This window comes from Streptomyces sp. NPDC031121, assembly GCF_055570615.1.
On the sequence record NZ_JBVIGV010000004.1, the window covers coordinates 12,301 to 29,656 of the forward strand.

Sequence of the window (17,356 nt, forward strand, 5' to 3'; positions counted from 1 at the left end):
ACCGAACCCTTCCCCCCTTCCCCCCCCCCCCCCCCCCCCCCCCCCCCCCTCCCCCCCCCCCCCCCCCCCCCCTTTTCCCCCCCCCCCCCCCCCCCCCCCCCCCCCCCCCCCCCCCCCCACCCCCCCCCCGCCCCCCCCCCCCCCCCCCCCCCCCCGCTTCGTTGTCCTCCCGCACCTCAGGAGCCGAGGATGCGGGCCTTCTGCGCGGCGAACTCCTCCTCGGTGAGCACCCCCTGGTCCTTGAGCGTGCCGAGCTCCTTCAACTGGGCGATCTTGTCCTCCATGGAGGGCGCGGCCGCCGCGGGCGGGGGCTGGGAAGTCGCCTGCGGCGCCGCCGCCGCGCTCTGCTGCGCCTCCTGCTGGGCCCAGCGGCCGGCCTGGCGGCGCGAGACGCGGTTGGAGACGGCGGTGGCCGTCCCCGCGACCACCGCGGTGCGAGCGACCCCTCGAAGCAGTCCGGGCATGGTCTTCCTCCTCCGTCTCGTGTCAGGCCGCGCCGTCGAGGGCGTCCAGTGCCTCGACGATGTCCTGGACCGGTATGCGGCCGCTCGCGATCATCCGGGCGTCGGCCCGGCGCAGGGCCGCGGCCAGGGGCGCCGCCCACAGGTTCTCGTACAGGAGCACGGCCGCGGAGTCGCCCGGCCCCAGCAGCGTCCCGGCCTCGTCGAGGTCCTCCTGGCCGAGCAGGCCCGAGGAGACCCCCTCGAAGAGGGTGAGGTCGAGGCTGCCGTCGCCCGTGACGTCGGCCAGGGCGAGGCCCCGCACCGACCCGTCCTCCCCCTTGGTGAGGAAGGTGAGGTCGAGAATGCGGATGATCCCGCGGTCCACGAGATCGGCCAGCAGGGGCATTCCCTCGCCGGTCAGGTGGCTGCCGGGAAACTCGACCACCAGGTAGTCGATGGGCCCCATCTCGTCGAGGCCGTTCTCTCTGGTCACGTCCGCTCCTCCTGTCGCATCCCGTCACACGGTCACGGACGAAGTCGACCGTAGACGCGCCGCAGCCCGCGGGAGGTCACCCCCCGCGGGTGAGGCACCGGGGCGGGCGCCGGGCCATCCTCGGAGGGAGGGGAGAGGCTGGAGCGCGCTGTCCGCGCACTCCCCTGCACCCCGCCCGACGAGGTGAGGAGGAGCCATGAGCGCCCCCGAACGGCCCGTACCGCCGGAGCCGGCCGACGACCCCTTCGGCAGCTCCTCCGCGACCCGCGGCGGCCTGGCCGCCGACCCGCTCGACCGGCTCGGCGCACTCGGCGCCTCCTGGAAGTGGGTGCTGGGCTCGGCCCTGGCGACCCTGGTGTTCGGCGTCCTCATGCTGGTCTGGCCGGACAAGACGCTGTATCTGGTGGCGGTGCTCATCGGGCTCTACCTGCTGGTGGCGGGCGTCTTCCGGTTCGTGGCGGCGTTCGCCGGGCCGCACGAGGCGGGCGAGCGGGCGGCCGGGCTGCTGGCCGCCGTCGTGTACGTCGTGGCCGGCGTGCTGTGCCTGCGCGGCCCCCAGCTGACCATCACGGTGCTGGCGCTGGTCATCGGCATGGTGTGGCTCGCCTCCGGGATGCTGGGCGCCTACGCGGCCGTCGCGAACAGGGCGCTCCCCCACCGCGGCCTGGCCTTCGCGCTCGCGCTGCTCGTGATCGTCGCCGGCATCGTCGTGCTGTCCCTGCCGATCGAGTCCGCCGTCGCGCTGACCCGGCTGCTCGGGCTGTGGCTGGTGCTGCTCGGCCTCGCCGAGGCCGCCGCCGCCTTCGCCCTGCGGTCGGCGCTGCGGCACTGACCGGCGCCCGTGCGGGGAGCCCGTACGGCGGGACGCGCAACGGCCCCCGCCCCTCCTGCGAGGGTGCGGGGGCCGCCGTGCGGTGCCGTCGCCGTGCCGGTCAGACCCGGAGGGCCTTGATGGCGGTCGGGGCGTGGCCGGGCTCGGTGGCGAGTTCCTCGAACTCGGTCACGTTGCTCATGTCGACCGTCTTGCTCATGGAGATGTTGGTGACGCGCTCCAGGATGGCCTCGACGACGACCGGGACCCGGTGCTCGACGGCCAGCTTCTTGGCCTGCTCGAAGGCGGCGCCCAGCTCGTCCGGGTCCGTCACGCGGATGGCCTTGACGCCCAGGCCCTCGGCGACCTTGACGTGGTCGACGCCGTAGACGCCGATCTCAGGGGTGTTGATGTTCTCGAACTCCAGGTTGACCTGGAAGTTGATGTCGAGGCCCGCCTGCGCCTGGCGGATCAGGCCCAGGTAGGCGTTGTTGACGAGGACGTGGACGTACGGGACCTTGTGCTGCGCGGCGACCGCCAGCTCCTCGATCATGAACTGGAAGTCGTAGTCGCCGGACAGCGCGACGATCGGGGTCTCCGGGTCCGCGGTGGCGGCGCCGATGGCGGCCGGGATCGTCCAGCCGAGCGGGCCGGCCTGGCCGCAGTTGATCCAGTGGCGCGGCTTGTAGACGTGCAGGAACTGCGCGGCGGCGATCTGCGAGAGGCCGATGGTGGTGACGTAGCGCGTCTCCGGGCCGAACGCCCTGTTCATCTCCTCGTACACGCGCTGCGGCTTCATCGGGATGTTGTCGAAGTGCGTGCGGCGCTGCAGGGTGGCCTTGCGCTCCTGCGCGGAGGCGGCCCAGGCGGAGAAGTCCGGCAGCCGGCCCGCGGCCTTGAGCTCCTCGGCGATCTCGACGAACAGCTCCAGCGCGGCCTTGGCGTCGGAGGCGATGCCGTAGTCCGGGGCGAAGATCTTGCCGAGCTGGGTGGGCTCGATGTCGACGTGGACGAACGTGCGGCCCTTGGTGTACGCCTCGAGGTTGTACCCGGTGTGGCGGTTGGCCCAGCGGTTGCCGATGCCGAGGACGAAGTCCGAGGCGAGGAAGGTCTCGTTGCCGTAGCGGTGCGAGGTCTGGACGCCGACCATGCCGGCGGCGAGCTCGTGGTCGTCCGGGATGGCGCCCCAGCCCATCAGGGTGGAGATGACCGGGACGTTGGTGAGTTCGGCGAACTCGACCAGCAGGTCGGAGGCGTCGGCGTTGATGATGCCGCCGCCGGCGACGATCAGCGGGCGCTCGGACTCCAGCAGGAAGGCGAGGGCCTTCTCGGCCTGGGCGCGGGTGGCCTGCGGCTTGTAGACCTGCAGGGGCTCGTACGTCTCCGGGTCGAACTCGATCTCGGTGAGCTGGACGTCGATCGGCAGGTCGATGAGGACCGGGCCGGGGCGGCCGGAGCGCATCAGGTGGAAGGCCTCCTGGAAGACGCCCGGGACCTGCGCGGCCTCCAGGACCGTCGTCGCCTTCTTCGTGACCGGCTTGGCGATGGAGGCGATGTCGACGGCCTGGAAGTCCTCCTTGTGGAGCTTCGAGACCGGGGCCTGGCCGGTGATGCACAGGATCGGGATGGAGTCGGCGATCGCCGAGTACAGGCCGGTGATCATGTCTGTGCCGGCCGGGCCGGAGGTGCCGATGCAGACGCCGATGTTGCCCGCCTTGGCCCGGGTGAAGCCCTCCGCCATGTGCGAGGCGCCCTCGACGTGGCGGGCGAGGGTGTGGTTGATGCCGCCCACGTTCTTGAGCTCTCGGTAGAACGGGTTGATCGCAGCGCCGGGCACGCCGAACGCTTGCGCGACACCCTCGCGCTTGAGGATCTCCACGGCGGCGGCTGCGGCTGTCATACGGGGCATCGGGTCTCCTGCGGGGTCTGGCGGGTCAGACGTTTCCGTAATACGGAAGTTTTATTCTGTTATACGGAACAAGCTAAGCGGCGGGTCGGGGCACGTCAAGGCACCCGGGCACCTCCGAACCCACCAAATGCCGCGCCCCGTTCAAGCGGGACGCACAAACAGCGGCCCGCGGGGCCGGAAAACGCCGCCGCTGCCGCCGGGGCGGCCGCCGTTGCGGGAGCATGGACGCAGCCCACAGCGACGGAGGGGGGCCTGTCCCATGCCGGAAGCGGTACCGGTGCGCTGCCCGGAGTGCCTGCGCGAGAACGGCTACGCCGCACCGGTCTTCCCGTGCGCGTGCGGAGCCCCGGCCGTGCTGCCGCTGGACCTGTCGGCGCCGCCGGCGGTGCTGACGCACCGGACGTGGTCGGAGGCGTGGGTGCGGGCGCGGTGCGCGGCGTGCGGACGGGTCGGCGAATGGCCGCAGCCGGAGGTGGGGTGCGGCTCGTGCGGCACGGTGGTGCGGCTCGCGGTCCTGCCCGCGGACGCGCCGGGGCGGCCGGGGGCTGAGGCGTACGGAGAGGGGGCCGGCGGATCAGGGGCCGGCGGGGGCTCCGGCGCGGGGCCCGCGGCGGCTGTGGGCGGCCCGGCGGTGCCGGTGCCTCGGGCGCCGTTCCGCCCGGTGACGATCCGCACCGCCCGCGACGCCGTGGCGACGGCCGCCCTGTACCTGCGCTGGCTCGGCTTCCGGGACGTCCGCCACCCCGGCGGGCCGCCCGTCCCCTCCGCCGCCGTGGACCTGTGCGCCCCCGGGCTCGTCGCCCAGGTGGACCCGACGACCGCGCCGGCCGGGCTCCGGGCGGTGGAGTGCGTGTGGCTGAACGCGCTGGCGTCCTCCGCCTCCGGCGTCTACTTCGCCCTCGCCGGCTACACGCAGGAGGCGCGCTCCCGGGCGGACGCCCTCGGGATACCGCTGTTCGCCATGGACCTGACGGGCGCACCGCAGCCGCTCAACGAGGCGGCCGAGGCGCTCGTCACGGCGGGTGCCTGACCGCCGGGGGCGGGGCGCCGGCCGCACCGGCCGCACCCGCCCGCCCGGCCGGCACGTAGGCTCGGGGCGGAACCGGCTGGCCGCGACAGCCCCTTCACCTCCGAGGAGAGCCGATGAGCCTGTACGACATCCCGCTGACCACCCTGTCCGACGAGCCCACCACCCTCGGCGAGCACAAGGGCAAGGTGGTCCTGCTGGTGAACACCGCCTCGCAGTGCGGGCTCACCCCGCAGTACTCGGGCCTGGCCCGGCTGCAGTTCGCGTACGAGGCGAAGGGCTTCACCGTCGTGGGCGTGCCCTGCAACCAGTTCGGCGGGCAGGAGCCCGGCACCGCCGAGGACATCCAGACGTTCTGCGCGGCGGGCTTCGGCGTGACGTTCCCGATGCTGGAGAAGACCGAGGTCAACGGCGAGAACCGGCACCCGCTCTACCGCGAGCTGGTGAAGACCCCGGACGCCGACGGCGAGGCCGGCGACATCCAGTGGAACTTCGAGAAGTTCCTGATCTCCCCGGCCGGCGAGGTCGTCGCCCGGTTCCGGCCGCGCACCGAGCCGGAGTCCGAGGAGATCGTCTCCGCGATCGAGGCGCTGCTCCCCGCGCGGTAGGCCCGGCGGCGCGGCGGGGACAGCCCGGAGCGCGGCTGCCCCCGCGGCCTCAGCCCAGCTCCGCCTCGTCGTACTCGGTCCCCGACCCGGCGACGGTGAGGGCCCGCAGCTCCACCCGGCGGATCTTCCCCGAGACCGTCTTCGGCAGCTCGGCGAACTCGATCCGCCGGATCCGCTTGTACGGGGAGAGCACCGCGCGGGAGTGCGCGAACAGGGCCCGGGCCGTCTCCGGCCCCGCCTCCCATCCGGCGGCGAGCGCGACGTACGCCTTCGGCACCGCCAGCCGCACCGCGTCCGGGGCCGGGACGACGGCCGCCTCGGCGACGGCCTCGTGCTCCAGCAGCGCGCTCTCCAGCTCGAACGGGCTGATCTTGTAGTCGGAGGCCTTGAAGACGTCGTCCGAGCGGCCCACGTAGGAGAGGTATCCGTCGGCGTCGCGCGCGGCGATGTCGCCGGTGCGGTAGAGCCCGTCCGCCATGGCCTCGGCGGTCCGCTCGGGGTCGTCCCGGTAGCCGGTCATCACCCCGGCCGGACGGGCGCCGAGGTCCACGCAGATCTCGCCCTCGTCCTGCGACACCTTGCCGCTGACCGGGTCCAGGAGCACGATCCGGTAGCCGGGGGCGGGCCGGCCCATCGAGCCCGGCTTCACCGGCACACCGGGGAAGTTGCCGATCTGCAGGGTGGTCTCCGTCTGCCCGAAGCCGTCGCGGACGGTGACGCCCCAGGCGTCGCGGACCTTCTCGATCACCTCCGGGTTGAGCGGCTCCCCGGCGGCGACGGCCTCGCGGGGCGGGGTCCGCAGCTTCGACAGGTCCGACTGGATCAGCATGCGCCACACCGTCGGCGGGGCGCAGAAGGTGGTCACGCCGTGCCGGTCCATCAGCTCCATCAGCCGCTCCGCGTCGAAGCGGGCGTAGTTGTGGACGAAGACGGTGGCGCCGGCGTTCCACGGCGCGAAGAGGTTCGACCAGGCGTGCTTGGCCCAGCCGGGCGAGGCGATGTTGAGGTGCACGTCGCCGGGGCGCAGCCCGATCCAGTACATGGTGGACAGGTGGCCGATGGGGTACGAGGCGTGCGTGTGCTCGACGAGCTTGGGGCGGGCCGTGGTGCCGGAGGTGAAGTAGAGCATCAGCGGGTCGTCGGCGGAGGTGTCGCCGTCGGGGGTGAAGCCGGGGTCGGCGCCGTACATGTCCGCCAGCCGCCGCCAGCCGGCGGGAACGTCGGGGCCGGCCGCGATCCTCGTGTACGTGCCCGGCGCGGTATCGAACTTGCGGGTGTCCTCGGCGCGTACGACGACGTGGCGTACGCGGCCCCGCTCGATGCGGTCGCGGAGGTCGGCCGGGCCGAGGAGCGGCGTGGCGGGGATGACGACGGCGCGCAGCCGCATCGCGGCGAGCATGACCTCCCACAGCTCGCGCTGGTTGCCGAGCATGACGAGGACGCGGTCGCCGGCGGCGACGCCCTGCGCGCGCAGCCAGGTGGCGGCGCATCGGGAGGCGGCCGCCAGCTCCTCGAAGGTCAGGGCGTGGACCGTCCCGTCCTCCTCGGCGATGCGCAGGGCGTCGGCGCTGTTGCCGGCGGCGAGGCGGTCGAACCAGTCCTGGGCCCAGTTGAAGCGCCGCGGCCGCGGCCAGGTGAATCCGGCGCTCGCGGCGTCGGGGTCGCCGCGGTGTGCGAGGAGGAAGTCGCGGGCGGCGAGGAACTCGGCGGCGGGGTCTCCGCCGCCGGCGGTCCGGGCGGTGTCGTCGTGGGTCATGGAGGGCATCGTGCCGTGCGTGGTGCGGGGCCCACCAGAGCGGCGTCAGCTGCGGATTGACGCGAAGCGGACGGAGCCGCTCCCCTCCGTCATGTCGGCGAGCAGCCGCTCCCCCTCGGCGGCGACGAGCTCCTCCTGCGCGGCGCCGATCCCGTCGAACAGCTCCACGGTGAGCCCGCCTCCCTCCTCCAGCCGCCACAGCCCGGCCAGGAACCCGTCGACGAGGAGCGTGCAGTGGGCCTGATTGCCCGACCAGCTGCGCCCCTTGAGCTCGGGCGGCACGACGCGGCTGCGGTCGGCGTGGGAAAGCAGCAGGTTGTCGAACTCCGGCAGGAAGCGTGGCGGCGCGGGCGTGTCCTCGCCGGGCCGCGGAGCGTCGGGCAGGTCGAACAGCTCGACGCCGTCCGGGTCCCGGAAGACGACCAACTCCGGCCGGAGCCGCTCGAACACCTCCCGCAGCCGGGTCGTCCCCGCCCACACCTGCATGTCCTTGACGGACGCGGGGCCGAACGCCCCCAGATACCGCAGGGCGAGGTCGTCGATGCCCTGCGGCCGCTCCTGCGCCGCGGCGACGGCCTCGGCGCCGAGCCACCGCTCCACGGTCGTCAGCCGCACCTGCCCGCTGCGGCCCCACACCCCGCGGGGCGTCACCTGGACGAGCGGCAGCCGCCGCGTGGCCGCCACGGACAGCCCCAGCGGATCGGCCCCGGGCCACTCCCGCAGCAGCTCGGCCCGGATCTCCGCCATGGTCCGCGGCTCGTCCTCGACGTACGCCCGGACGCGCCGCGTCAACCGCTCCAGATCCACCCCGCCGAGCTTCTTCCGGAACTGCGCCACCTCCCGGTCCCGCGCGGCCTGCACGAGGGGCCTCAGGGTCAGCGCGTCGTGCGCGGTGTGCGTGTGGATGGTGGACCGCAGGGTCACCATCCGCACGACCTCCCGCGCCTCCATGGCCGCGGCCAGCCCGGCGGGCCGGAACCCGTCGAGCCGGGCATGCAGCTGGAAGTACGGGGGCCGCACGTTCTGCGCCTGAAGCCCGACCAGCCCCGAAACGGCGTCCCCCACCCCCACCGGGACTCGCTCGAGCAGCATCTGCCGGGCGAGGGTGGCACGGTTGAGGGCACGGGTACCTAGCACGGTCTGCGAAGTCCTGGAGGCCATACCCCCAAGCTATCCCCGAACGAGGACAGAAACCGTCCTCATTCGGGGATGCCGCCTACTCCGCACACCTGTCGCCGGGGGCTGCCGGCCGGGGGCGAAGGCGCACCCGCAAACCCGCCCTTGTCAGCCGACGGCGTGGTGGAAGGCCGTTCCCACCACACCGCCGTACTGATCGATCTCGTACGGCGCCGCGCCTGCGGAGGTCTGTCGGTCCTGTCCCGTCGTGCCGTCCAGGACGAGGGGCTCGTCACCCACTTGCCCGTACACGGCGCCGTGCCAGAATCCGTTGACCTTCGGCACCTTGCGTCCGGAACCGTCGGGCAAGGCCCACCGCTTCTGAACCGAAGCGGCGTCGAAGACCGCGACTCCGCGGTCCTTCTCCCTGTACCCGTTCCTGGAGCACAGGACCAGGGACTGGGCGTCGTAGCGGCACCGCCAGCCGCTGCCGTCGAGTTCCACGCGCTGCTCACCACTGACGGAATCCACCACAAGCGTCTTCCCTGCGAGCGTTGCGCTCAGCAGCCGAGGCGCGGCGGCGGCCGGCTGCCGCGCCTCCGCCACGGTCCAGCGCTGCTCACCCGTGGCGGCGGCAAGTCCCAGGAGCCTGCCCTCGCCGAAGCCCGTCCTCTCGCCGCCGGCAACGATGCCGTCGGCCAAGGCCACCGCACGGAAGTCGGGCTTCTTCCAGCGGACGGTGCCCGCAGAGGCTTCCACCGCGTACGTGGTGTCAGCCGCGGTCACAAGCGCCGTACCGGCGTCGACGCCGACGACTTGCGGTGCGAGCATCTCGTCGGCCCCGATGGGCGTGGCAGCGAGTCCGCGGGAGCTCGGAGCGGCCTCGACCTCGACCGTCCACGCGGTCTTGCCGCTGGCCGTCTCAACGGCCAGCACCTCGATCACGGCTCGGTCCGGTGCTGTCCCCTGACCCTTCACATGCCTGTTCCAGGCGGCGTACACGGTTGCGCCGTCAGCCGAGACGAGAGGAGCGGCCCGGTTGCTTCCGAAGCCTCCCTTCTCTGCGGGGTACTTCGTGTTGACTTCCCATCGCGGCTCACCGGTCCCGGTGTCGATCGCCTGGAGTCCCTCCTCGGCCGTGACGTAGGCGACGCCGCCGGCAAGCGTGAGCGCGGGCCGCGTCGCTTCCCCGCTCGTCGTACTGGGCTGGCGGGCCTCCGAGAATTCGACCGCGGACCCCTCGAAGCGCACGGGCGGGTCGAATGCCGGACGGCTCGCCGGTCCGGTCGCCGTAGGGGACGGTTCCGCAGACGTGCCGGACGACTTCGCATCCGACGAGGCGCCTTCTCCACAACCGCTCAGTACGGTTGCCGCCAACGTCACTCCCACCGCCGCAGAAACCCACCGCCGCGTCCCGCCCGTCCGTACCATCGCTCCCCCAAGTCGCGGTCTTCGTTGATCACGATGACCATAGCGGTCGGGCCGCGGGTACGCCGCCGCGTTATGCCGCCGCCCCGGCAACCAGCCGGGGACGCCTGCCCGGCTCGGCTCAGGAGACCGGCATGTCGTAGGTGATCCACATCGTGCGGGTGGCCACCTGATCGTACTTGGCGCGGGCGCGGTGGTTGTCGTCCGCGGTGATCCAGCGGACGACGCTCCAGCCGCGTTCCGCGGCCAGGTCGCGCAGGGCCGTGAGGAGGAGGTCCGCGGCGCCCGAGCCGCGGCTTTCCGGGGCGACGAAGAGGTCGTCGAGGTAGCAGCCTGTCGAGGCGGAGAGGGGGCGGGCGAAGGGGCGGTGGTGGGCGAGGCCGACCAGCCGGCCGTCGGCGTCCTCGGCGACGAGGCCGGACACCTCGTGGCCGGGGTCGTTCAGCCACGACCACACGGTCGCCGCCATCTCCTCGGTCTGGTCGACCCCGTAGAAGTCGGCGTAGCCGCGGTAGAGGACGCGCCACTGCGCGAAGTCCTCGGCGCGGACGGAGCGGATCTGGATGCCGGTCGACACGGGCCTCCCCTTCGGTCGCAGGGGCCGGTCCCCCGCCGTGCAGTCATCCGATCATCCGTGACGGGGGCCGGGTCCTTTCCGCCGGGGCCTCTCAGTGGAGGACGTCGGCGGCCTTCAGGCCGGGTTCGCCGTGCCAGGTGAAGGTGAGGCCGCGCTCCTCGGCCGCCCGGGCGAGGAGGCGGCGCAGGAGGTCCGCGGCGAGGGTGAGGGCCTGGATGCCGTCGATGCCGTGGACCTCGTGGATCTCGGAGTCGCCGAGGCCGTCGATGCGGCAGGGGCAGATCCAGTCGCCGGAGGGGTCCGGGTCGGGGTACGGGGCGCCCAGTTCGAGGGCGAGCGGGAACGGGGCGCCCTCGCCCTCGCGCGGTACGGCCTCCAGGCGGCGGTCGGCGATCAGCGTGCCCAGGGGGTGGGCGTCGGGGGTCATCGGTCCTCCGGAGGGAGCGGGGCCTCGTGGTCGCCGCCATCCTCCCAGGCCGCGCTCACGGCACCAGCAGGCGCTCCCTGAGGCGTTCCGCGGTGTGCCGCGTGATGCCGACGCGGTCCGTGAGGTACGCGGTCGGCGAGCCGTGGCGGGTGGTCAGGTCGGCGAGGGTCAGGGACATCACGGTCGCCGGCGCCCTGCCGTACGAGGGCCAGCGCATGGTGCGGCCCGGGTTGGCGTCGTGCCAGTCGGCCAGGAGGCGGGCGGTGGCCAGTTCGGTCAGGGCGAAGTCGGCGAGGATCTGCTCCTCGGGCACCTCCAGGAGGGTCAGGACGAGCGCGGCGATGAGCCCGGTGCGGTCCTTGCCGGACGTGCAGTGGAACACCGCCGGCCCCGGCCCCTCGGCGAGCAGCTCCAGGACCTGCCGGATCTCGGCGGCGCCGTCCTCGGCCACCTCCGCGAACCGGTCGGCGAGGTAGCGCCAGGGGTCGACGTCCGGGTCGATGGCGGACTGGTCGTACGGGCGGTGCTCGATGCTGTGGTTGGCGTACGTGAAGCGGTCCGGTTCGGGGATCCGGCCCTTGGCCTCGATCTCCCACGGGTAGCGCAGGTCGACGACGGTCCGCACACCGAGCCCGAGGAAGCGCTCCCAGTCGGCGCCGCGCAGCTTGCCGAGGGAGTCGGCGCGGTAGAGGCGGCCCCACGCCACGGTGCGGCCGTCGGCGGTGCGGTAGCCGCCGAGGTCTCGGAAGTTGTGGAGCCGGTCGAAGGGGACGTGGCGCCGGGGGTCCTGGCGGACGGCCGCCGTCTGCTGCGGCTGCGGCTGCGGCTGCTGTCGGATGGCGGTCAACTGCGGCTCCTCGGGGCGGGCTTCGGCGACTCCTGCCGATCAAGGATGCCGTCTGCCGGGCCCCGCCGCGAGGCCGACGCGTAGGGTACGGGGACCCCGGGCGCGGGCGCGGCCGCCGGACCGGGTGTCGTGCAGCCGTCCGGGCGGGAGTTCCACATGATCAGCAACAGCCGCAGCGGCAGCGGCCGCCCACGGCGCCTGCACGTCCGGCTCCTCGTCGGCGCGGGCGGTGCGCTGCTGGCCGCCGGCGGGGCGGCGTACGCGTGGGGGCTGCCCGGGATCCTCGCGCACTCGGCGGCCGGAGACCGGGCGCGCGGCAGCCACGCGGCGGATCCCGCGGACGGCGACCGCGCCGCCGCGGCCCTGCTGGCCGGGGGCGTGCGGGAGGTCCCGGCGGCCGGGCGGAGCGGGCCGGGCGAGGCCGCCGGCCCGGCGGAGGCGCCCAGCCCGGCGGAGGCAGCCGGCCCGACCGGAGCGCCTGGCCCGGCCGAGGCGCCCGGCGCGGCCGCCGGCGGCGGGCAGTCGGCCGGCCCGGCGCCCTCCGGGCCGCTCGCCGCGCGCCCCGCCGCCGCCGAGCCGGCGATAGGGGCGCTGTTCTCCCCGGGCGAGGACGGCGACGGCGCCCACCACTGCTCGGGCGTCGTCGTGCACGCGCCGGGCGGCGACCTGGTGGCCACGGCCGCGCACTGCGTGCACCGTCCGCTGCTGGGTTTCCGGACGAACCTCGTCTTCGTGCCGGGCTACCGGGACGGGCAGGCCCCGCACGGGGTGTGGGTGCCGACCCGGATCGACGTGCACCCGCGCTGGGCCGCCTCCCAGGACCCCGACCACGACATCGCGTTCCTGCGCGTACGCCGCCCCGGCCGCCCCGGCGAGCGGCTGGAGGACGCGGCCGGCGCGTACCCGGTCCGGTTCGGGGCCGGGCTGCCGCTGCCCGCACGGCTCGTCGGCTATCCGGGCGGCGCGGAGCAGCCGCTGGACTGCTCCACCGCCGCCGTCGCCGAGTCGGCCACGCAGCTGCGGCTGGACTGCGCGGACGTGCCGAACGGCACGAGCGGCGGGCCCGTACTGGCCGGCGGCCGCACCCTGATCGGCGTCATCGGCGGGCGCGACGGCGGCGGCGACGAGCGGACCTCCTACAGCGTCCGCTTCGGCGACGCGACCCGTGAGCTGTACGAACGGGCCGCCCGGGCCGGGTAGCGGGACGCCGGCCGGCGCCCAGGTCGTCTCTTTCTGATCCTGCCGGTCAAGCCCGCGTCGTCCGGTGCCGTGCATCGCAAGGCGGAGGGCCGCCGTGGTGGGCGGGGTAGGCGGCCGTCATCGGCGGGGACGACGGCAGCCGCCACTTGGACAGCACCCGTACGACCGTCGCCGGGCCCAGCAGCGTCTCGGGCGGCTCGGACAGCGACAGCACGCGGAAGAAGGGCCGGGAGAGCGCCGGGTCGGTGTTCGCGCCGGCGACGACCCGCGCCATGTAGTGCTGGAGCACCTTCGTCGCCCGGTCCGCGGGCGGGCCCTCCGTCCCGGGGTAGCGCATGTCCTCGCTGGTGGCGATCTGCCAGGCGGCATCCGCGACGGCGGCGGTGCGCGTCTGGATGCGGCGGGCGGCCGCGGCGGCCCCGCGCGGCGTGAGGCCGCGTATGGCGGCGGCCAGGGCGCCGGCGGCGAGCGCGGCCACCGTCATGCCGTGCCCGTACACGGGGTTGAAGCGGCAGGCGGCGTCGCCAAGCACCACGAACCCGTGCGGCCAGCGGTCCAGGCGCTCGAAGTGGCGGCGCTCGTTCGCGGTGCTGCGGAATCCGGTCGGCGCGGACAGCGGTTCGGCGCCGCGCAGGGCGTCGTACAGGGCGGGGCTGCGCAGCGTCCGCGTGTACTCCAGGAACTCGGCGTCGCCGGTCGGCGGGGCGTGCTCGCCGTTGCCGATGAGGGTGGCGAGCCAGCGCCCGTCGTGCAGGGGAGCGAGGACCCCGCCGCGGGGGGTGTCGGGGCGGCCCTGCACGTACATGCCGTGCCAGCGCCGCCTGGGGTCGGGTTTCAGCGCGTAGTACCGGCTGGAGTAGCCGAGGTGCGAGTCGTAGCGGGTGGTCCGCGGGGCGGGCAGGCCGAGGGCGGTGAGCCAGGCCGGGGCGCGGGAGCCGCGGCCCGTCGCGTCGACGACGAAGCGGGCGGGGAGTTCCTCGCCGCCGCGGAGCCGGACGCCGGTGACGGTACGGCCGCCGGGCCCGGCGAGGAGGCCGTCCCCGGGGACTCCGGCGCGGATGCGGATGCGGTCGTCGCGCAGGACCTCGCGGCGCAGCGTCCAGTCGATCAGCTCCCGCCCGGCGAGGAGCAGGTGCGCGCCGGGCACCTGGCCGAACCAGTCTGCGGAGCTGAGCCAGAGGAAGTCGCGGGGCGACTCCAGCAGGGACGCGCCGGCGTCCAGCAGCTTGCGGGTGATGCCGGGGACGAGCTCCTCCATGGTGTCGAGGCCGCGCGCCCAGAGCACGTGGACGTGTCTGGACTGGAGCACTCCGCGCCGGAAGGCCGGTGGGCCGTCGGGGAGTTCGTCCCGCTCCACGACGGTCACCCGGGCGAAGCACCGTGCGAGGACCCGCGCCGCGAGCAGGCCGGCCAGTCCGCCGCCGAGCACGACGGCGTGGTCGTCGGCGCCTGGGTGGTTGTCCGTGTCGTCGTCGTCCATGCCGCCGAGTCTTCCGTGCGGGGCCGGCCCGGGTTGAGGCCTCATCCGGGGCGCCCCGGTGCACCTCGGGGGCGGACGGACTCACGTGGGGCGCTCCGGCGCGGCGGGCCTGCGCCGGCGCGTGTCGCCTGGCCGGCGGAGACCGCGGCGGGCTGGTCGAGGGCGGGGCGGTGCAGGTGGGGGCGGGGGGCGGGCGATCGGGGTGGGTGACCGGACAGTAGGCTGCGGGTTCGGCGCGCGTGCGTGCCGCCGGACCGGCCGGCTCCCGGCCCGCTTCGGCTGCCGCGCCCGCCCTCCGCCGCCCCGATCCGCCGTCCTGCCGACCTTCCGTCCGTCTTCGTACCGATTCCAGAGGTATCGCGTCGTGAGCCCCGTACCGCCCCCCGTGCCCGTCTCGGTCGTCGGCGTCGGCGCCGACGGGTGGGGCGGGCTCACCGCCGCCGCGCGTTCCGCCCTGGCCTGCGCCGAGGTGGTGATCGGGGGGCCGCGGCAGCTGGACCTGCTGCCCGCCGCCGACTGCCCCGGGGAGCGGGTGCCGTGGCCCAGCCCGTTGCGGCCCGCCGTGCCGCGGCTCGCCGCCGAGCACGCGGGGCGCCGTATCGCCGTGCTGGCCAGCGGGGACCCCATGTTCTACGGGATCGGCCGCGCCCTGTCCGAGGAGCTCGGGCCCGACGCGCTGCTCGTCCACCCGCACCCCTCCTCGGTGTCGTACGCGTGCGCCCGCCTCGGCTGGCCCGTGGAGGACACCGAGGTCGTCACGGTCGTCGGCCGGCCCGTGGCCCGGCTCGCCGCGGCCCTGCACGACGGCCGCCGGGTGCTCGTCCTCAGCTCCGGTGCGGCGAGCCCGCACGAGATCGCGGCGCTGCTGTGCGAGCGGGGCTTCGGCCCGAGCCGGATGCGGGTGCTGGAGCAGCTGGGCTCGGAGCGCGAGGACGCGTACGAGGGCACCGCCGAGGGCTGGGACCGTCCGCCGGGCGACCCGCTGAACGTGGTGGCGGTGGACTGCCGCCGCGACCCGGCCTCCGCCGTCCCGCGGCTCGGCGCGACGCCGGGCCTGCCGGATGCGGCGTACGAGCACGACGGCCAGCTCACCAAGCGGCATGTGCGGGCGGCGACGCTGTGCGCGCTGGCCCCGGCGCCCGGGGAGCTGCTGTGGGACATCGGCGGCGGCTCCGGGTCGATCGGCATCGAGTGGATGCGGACGCACCCGTCCTGCCGGGCCGTCGCGGTGGAGCGCGTCCCGGAGCGGGCCGGCCGCATCGCCCGCAACGCGGCCGCGCTCGGTGTGCCCGGGCTGCGCGTGGTGACCGGGTCGGCGCCCGCGGCGCTGGCCGGACTGCCCGTGCCGGACGCGGTGTTCGTCGGCGGCGGGCTGACCGCCCCGGGCCTGCTGGACGCGGTCTGGGAGGCGCTGCCGCCCGGCGGCCGGCTCGTCGTGAACACGGTCACCCTGGAGTCCGAGGCGGTCCTCGGCGAGCGGCACCGCCGCCACGGCGGCGACCTGGTCAAGCTGGCCGTCGCGCACGCCGTGCCCGTCGGCGGGTTCACGGGCTGGCGGCAGGCGATGCCCGTGACCCAGTGGTCGGTCGTCAAGCCGGCCGCCTCCGTATCCGCCGCACCCGCCCCTTCCCCCTCCGACGACAAGGACCAGCAGTCATGACCGTGTACTTCATCGGGGCGGGCCCCGGTGCCGCCGACCTGATCACGGTGCGCGGGGCCCGGACGCTGGCCGCCGCCCCGGTCTGCCTCTACGCCGGGAGCCTCGTCCCGCGCGAGCTGCTCGCCGAATGCCCGGACGGCGCCCGCCTGGTGGACACCTCCCGCCTGCACCTGGACGAGATCGTCGCCGAGTTCGTACGGGCCCACGAGGCGGGCCAGGACGTGGCGCGGCTTCACTCCGGCGACCCGTCCGTCTTCAGCGCGGTCGCCGAGCAGATGCGGCGGCTCGACGCGGCGGGGATCCCGTACGAGGTCGTGCCCGGCGTGCCGGCGTTCGCGGCGGCGGCCGCCGCGCTGAAGCGGGAGCTGACGGTCCCGACCGTCGGCCAGACGGTGATCCTGACCCGGATCGCCCAGCAGGCCACGCCGATGCCGCCGGGCGAGGACCTGGCCACGCTGGGCCGCAGCGGGGCGCTGCTGGTGCTGCACCTGGCGACCCGCTACGTCGACCGGGTCGTGGAGGAGCTGCTGCCGCACTACGGGGCCGACTGCCCGGCCGCGGTGGTGGCGATGGCGAGCCGCCCCGACGAGCTGGTCCTGCGCGGCACGCTGGCCGACATCGCCGGCCAGGTGAAGGGGGCGGGCCTGGTCCGCACGTCCGTCATCATCGTGGGCCGCACGCTGGGCGCGGAGCAGTTCCGCGACAGCCACCTGTACTCCCCCGAGCGCGACCGGCATGCCTGCTGAGGCCGGAGCCGGGCCGCACGTCCTGGTTCTGGGCGGCACCACCGAGGCCCGGCGCCTCGCCGAGCTTCTCGCGGAGGGGGCGTCGCCCGCCGCCGCGGGCCGTGGGTGGCGGGTGACGACGTCCCTGGCCGGCCGGGTGGCCGCACCGGTGCTGCCGCCGGGCGGGGTGCGGATCGGCGGGTTCGGCGGGCCGGAGGGGCTCGCCGCGTGGATCGCCGCGCACGGCGTCACCCACCTCGTCGACGCCACTCATCCGTTCGCGGAGCGGATGAGCTTCAACGCGGCGGGCGCGGCCCGGCTGGCCGGGGTGCCGCTGCTGGCGCTGCGCCGTCCCGGCTGGTCGCCCGGGCCGGGTGACGACTGGACGTTCGCCGAGGACCTTGCGGAGGCGGCGTCCCTCCTGTCCGGGCTCGGCCGGCGGGTGTTCCTGACGACCGGCCGGACCGGGCTGCACGCCTTCGCGCACCTGGCGGACCCGTGGTTCCTGGTGCGCTCCGTGGACCCGCCGGCCGCACCCGCGCCGCCGCGCCTCGAAGTCCTGCTGGCTCGCGGCCCGTTCGGCCTGGACGACGAACGGGAGCTGCTCGCCCGGCACCGCATCGACGTCCTCGTCACCAAGGACAGCGGCGGCTCGGCGACCGCCCCGAAGCTGGCCGCCGCCCGCGAGGCGGGGATCCCGGTGCTGGTGGTGCGCCGCCCGCCGGTGCCGGCCGGGGTGCCGGAAGCCGGTACGGCGGCTGCCGCCGCGCGCTGGCTGCACGGCCTGGCAGGCGGGGGCTGAGCAGCCTCAGCAGCGCCCGGCGCCGTCGTGGCCCGGGCGCTGCTGCG

17 protein-coding genes are annotated in these 17,356 nt (G+C 75.0%); 7 read left to right on the plus strand and 10 right to left on the minus strand.

Going from position 1 to position 17,356, the window contains the following annotated elements; all coding sequences use genetic code 11:
* Positions 1–176: 176 nt before the first annotated feature.
* Both ACZ462_RS08185 and ACZ462_RS08190 read right to left on the minus strand, forming a co-directional pair.
* Entirely contained in the window at positions 177–464 is a 288-nt protein-coding gene (locus tag ACZ462_RS08185) for an SHOCT domain-containing protein (protein WP_467807531.1), read from the minus strand.
* Between the two features lie 22 nt (positions 465–486).
* Positions 487–909, minus strand: a complete 423-nt coding sequence (locus ACZ462_RS08190; RefSeq protein ID WP_467807596.1) for a DUF6325 family protein — start codon at positions 907–909, stop codon at positions 487–489.
* 223 nt (positions 910–1,132) lie between these two features.
* On the opposite strand from ACZ462_RS08190, the gene ACZ462_RS08195 reads away from it, so the two are divergent.
* Positions 1,133–1,768, plus strand: coding sequence for an HdeD family acid-resistance protein (locus tag ACZ462_RS08195; RefSeq protein WP_467807532.1), 636 nt, complete (start codon positions 1,133–1,135; stop codon positions 1,766–1,768).
* Between the two features lie 100 nt (positions 1,769–1,868).
* On the opposite strand, the gene gcl is transcribed toward ACZ462_RS08195, so the two are convergent.
* Positions 1,869–3,656 carry a glyoxylate carboligase gene (gcl, locus tag ACZ462_RS08200; protein WP_467807533.1) on the minus strand — a complete coding sequence of 596 codons (1,788 nt, stop codon included), beginning with the start codon at positions 3,654–3,656 and terminating at the stop codon, positions 1,869–1,871.
* A gap of 259 nt (positions 3,657–3,915) precedes the next feature.
* Here gcl and ACZ462_RS08205 point away from each other — a divergent pair, with 259 nt between their 5' ends.
* Together ACZ462_RS08205 and ACZ462_RS08210 are read left to right on the plus strand one after the other, a co-directional pair.
* Positions 3,916–4,686, plus strand: a complete 771-nt coding sequence (locus ACZ462_RS08205) for a hypothetical protein (protein ID WP_467807534.1) — start codon at positions 3,916–3,918, stop codon at positions 4,684–4,686.
* A gap of 113 nt (positions 4,687–4,799) precedes the next feature.
* Complete coding sequence (locus tag ACZ462_RS08210) at positions 4,800–5,291, plus strand: glutathione peroxidase (protein ID WP_467807536.1); 492 nt, start codon at positions 4,800–4,802, stop codon at positions 5,289–5,291.
* Positions 5,292–5,340: 49 nt separating this feature from the next.
* On the opposite strand, the gene ACZ462_RS08215 is transcribed toward ACZ462_RS08210, so the two are convergent.
* The 6 genes from ACZ462_RS08215 to ACZ462_RS08240 all read right to left on the minus strand — a co-directional run bounded on the left by ACZ462_RS08215 (position 5,341) and on the right by ACZ462_RS08240 (position 11,433).
* Positions 5,341–7,047: an AMP-binding protein gene (locus ACZ462_RS08215; RefSeq protein ID WP_467807538.1), complete on the minus strand. Its 1,707-nt coding sequence runs from the start codon at positions 7,045–7,047 to the stop codon at positions 5,341–5,343.
* 45 nt (positions 7,048–7,092) lie between these two features.
* Positions 7,093–8,208: a winged helix DNA-binding domain-containing protein gene (locus ACZ462_RS08220; protein WP_467807539.1), complete on the minus strand. Its 1,116-nt coding sequence runs from the start codon at positions 8,206–8,208 to the stop codon at positions 7,093–7,095.
* A 123-nt stretch (positions 8,209–8,331) separates the two neighbouring features.
* Positions 8,332–9,414, minus strand: coding sequence for an outer membrane protein assembly factor BamB family protein (locus ACZ462_RS08225; protein WP_467807541.1), 1,083 nt, complete (start codon positions 9,412–9,414; stop codon positions 8,332–8,334).
* Between the two features lie 298 nt (positions 9,415–9,712).
* The gene (locus ACZ462_RS08230; RefSeq protein ID WP_467807543.1) at positions 9,713–10,168 is read right to left on the minus strand and encodes a GNAT family N-acetyltransferase; all 456 of its coding nucleotides are present in this window, start codon (positions 10,166–10,168) and stop codon (positions 9,713–9,715) included.
* 91 nt (positions 10,169–10,259) lie between these two features.
* Positions 10,260–10,595 (minus strand): DUF6968 family protein, encoded by a 336-nt coding sequence (locus tag ACZ462_RS08235; RefSeq protein ID WP_467807545.1) that lies wholly within the window; start codon positions 10,593–10,595, stop codon positions 10,260–10,262.
* A 55-nt stretch (positions 10,596–10,650) separates the two neighbouring features.
* Entirely contained in the window at positions 10,651–11,433 is a 783-nt protein-coding gene (locus ACZ462_RS08240; protein WP_467807597.1) for a tyrosine-protein phosphatase, read from the minus strand.
* A gap of 165 nt (positions 11,434–11,598) precedes the next feature.
* On the opposite strand from ACZ462_RS08240, the gene ACZ462_RS08245 reads away from it, so the two are divergent.
* Positions 11,599–12,642, plus strand: a complete 1,044-nt coding sequence (locus tag ACZ462_RS08245; protein ID WP_467807546.1) for a trypsin-like serine peptidase — start codon at positions 11,599–11,601, stop codon at positions 12,640–12,642.
* A 46-nt stretch (positions 12,643–12,688) separates the two neighbouring features.
* Here ACZ462_RS08245 and ACZ462_RS08250 read toward each other — a convergent pair whose 3' ends face one another.
* Complete coding sequence (locus ACZ462_RS08250; protein WP_467807547.1) at positions 12,689–14,122, minus strand: NAD(P)/FAD-dependent oxidoreductase; 1,434 nt, start codon at positions 14,120–14,122, stop codon at positions 12,689–12,691.
* A 364-nt stretch (positions 14,123–14,486) separates the two neighbouring features.
* Here ACZ462_RS08250 and cbiE point away from each other — a divergent pair, with 364 nt between their 5' ends.
* From cbiE to ACZ462_RS08265, 3 genes are read left to right on the plus strand one after another with little or no spacing between them, the layout of a single operon-like run.
* The gene (cbiE, locus tag ACZ462_RS08255) at positions 14,487–15,782 is read left to right on the plus strand and encodes a precorrin-6y C5,15-methyltransferase (decarboxylating) subunit CbiE (protein ID WP_467807549.1); all 1,296 of its coding nucleotides are present in this window, start codon (positions 14,487–14,489) and stop codon (positions 15,780–15,782) included.
* Positions 15,779–16,528 (plus strand): precorrin-4 C(11)-methyltransferase, encoded by a 750-nt coding sequence (gene cobM, locus ACZ462_RS08260; RefSeq protein ID WP_467807551.1) that lies wholly within the window; start codon positions 15,779–15,781, stop codon positions 16,526–16,528. Before cbiE ends, cobM begins: the two co-directional genes overlap by 4 nt.
* Positions 16,518–17,309, plus strand: coding sequence for a cobalt-precorrin-6A reductase (locus ACZ462_RS08265; RefSeq protein WP_467807552.1), 792 nt, complete (start codon positions 16,518–16,520; stop codon positions 17,307–17,309). Before cobM ends, ACZ462_RS08265 begins: the two co-directional genes overlap by 11 nt.
* The last annotated feature ends 47 nt before the right edge of the window (positions 17,310–17,356 follow it).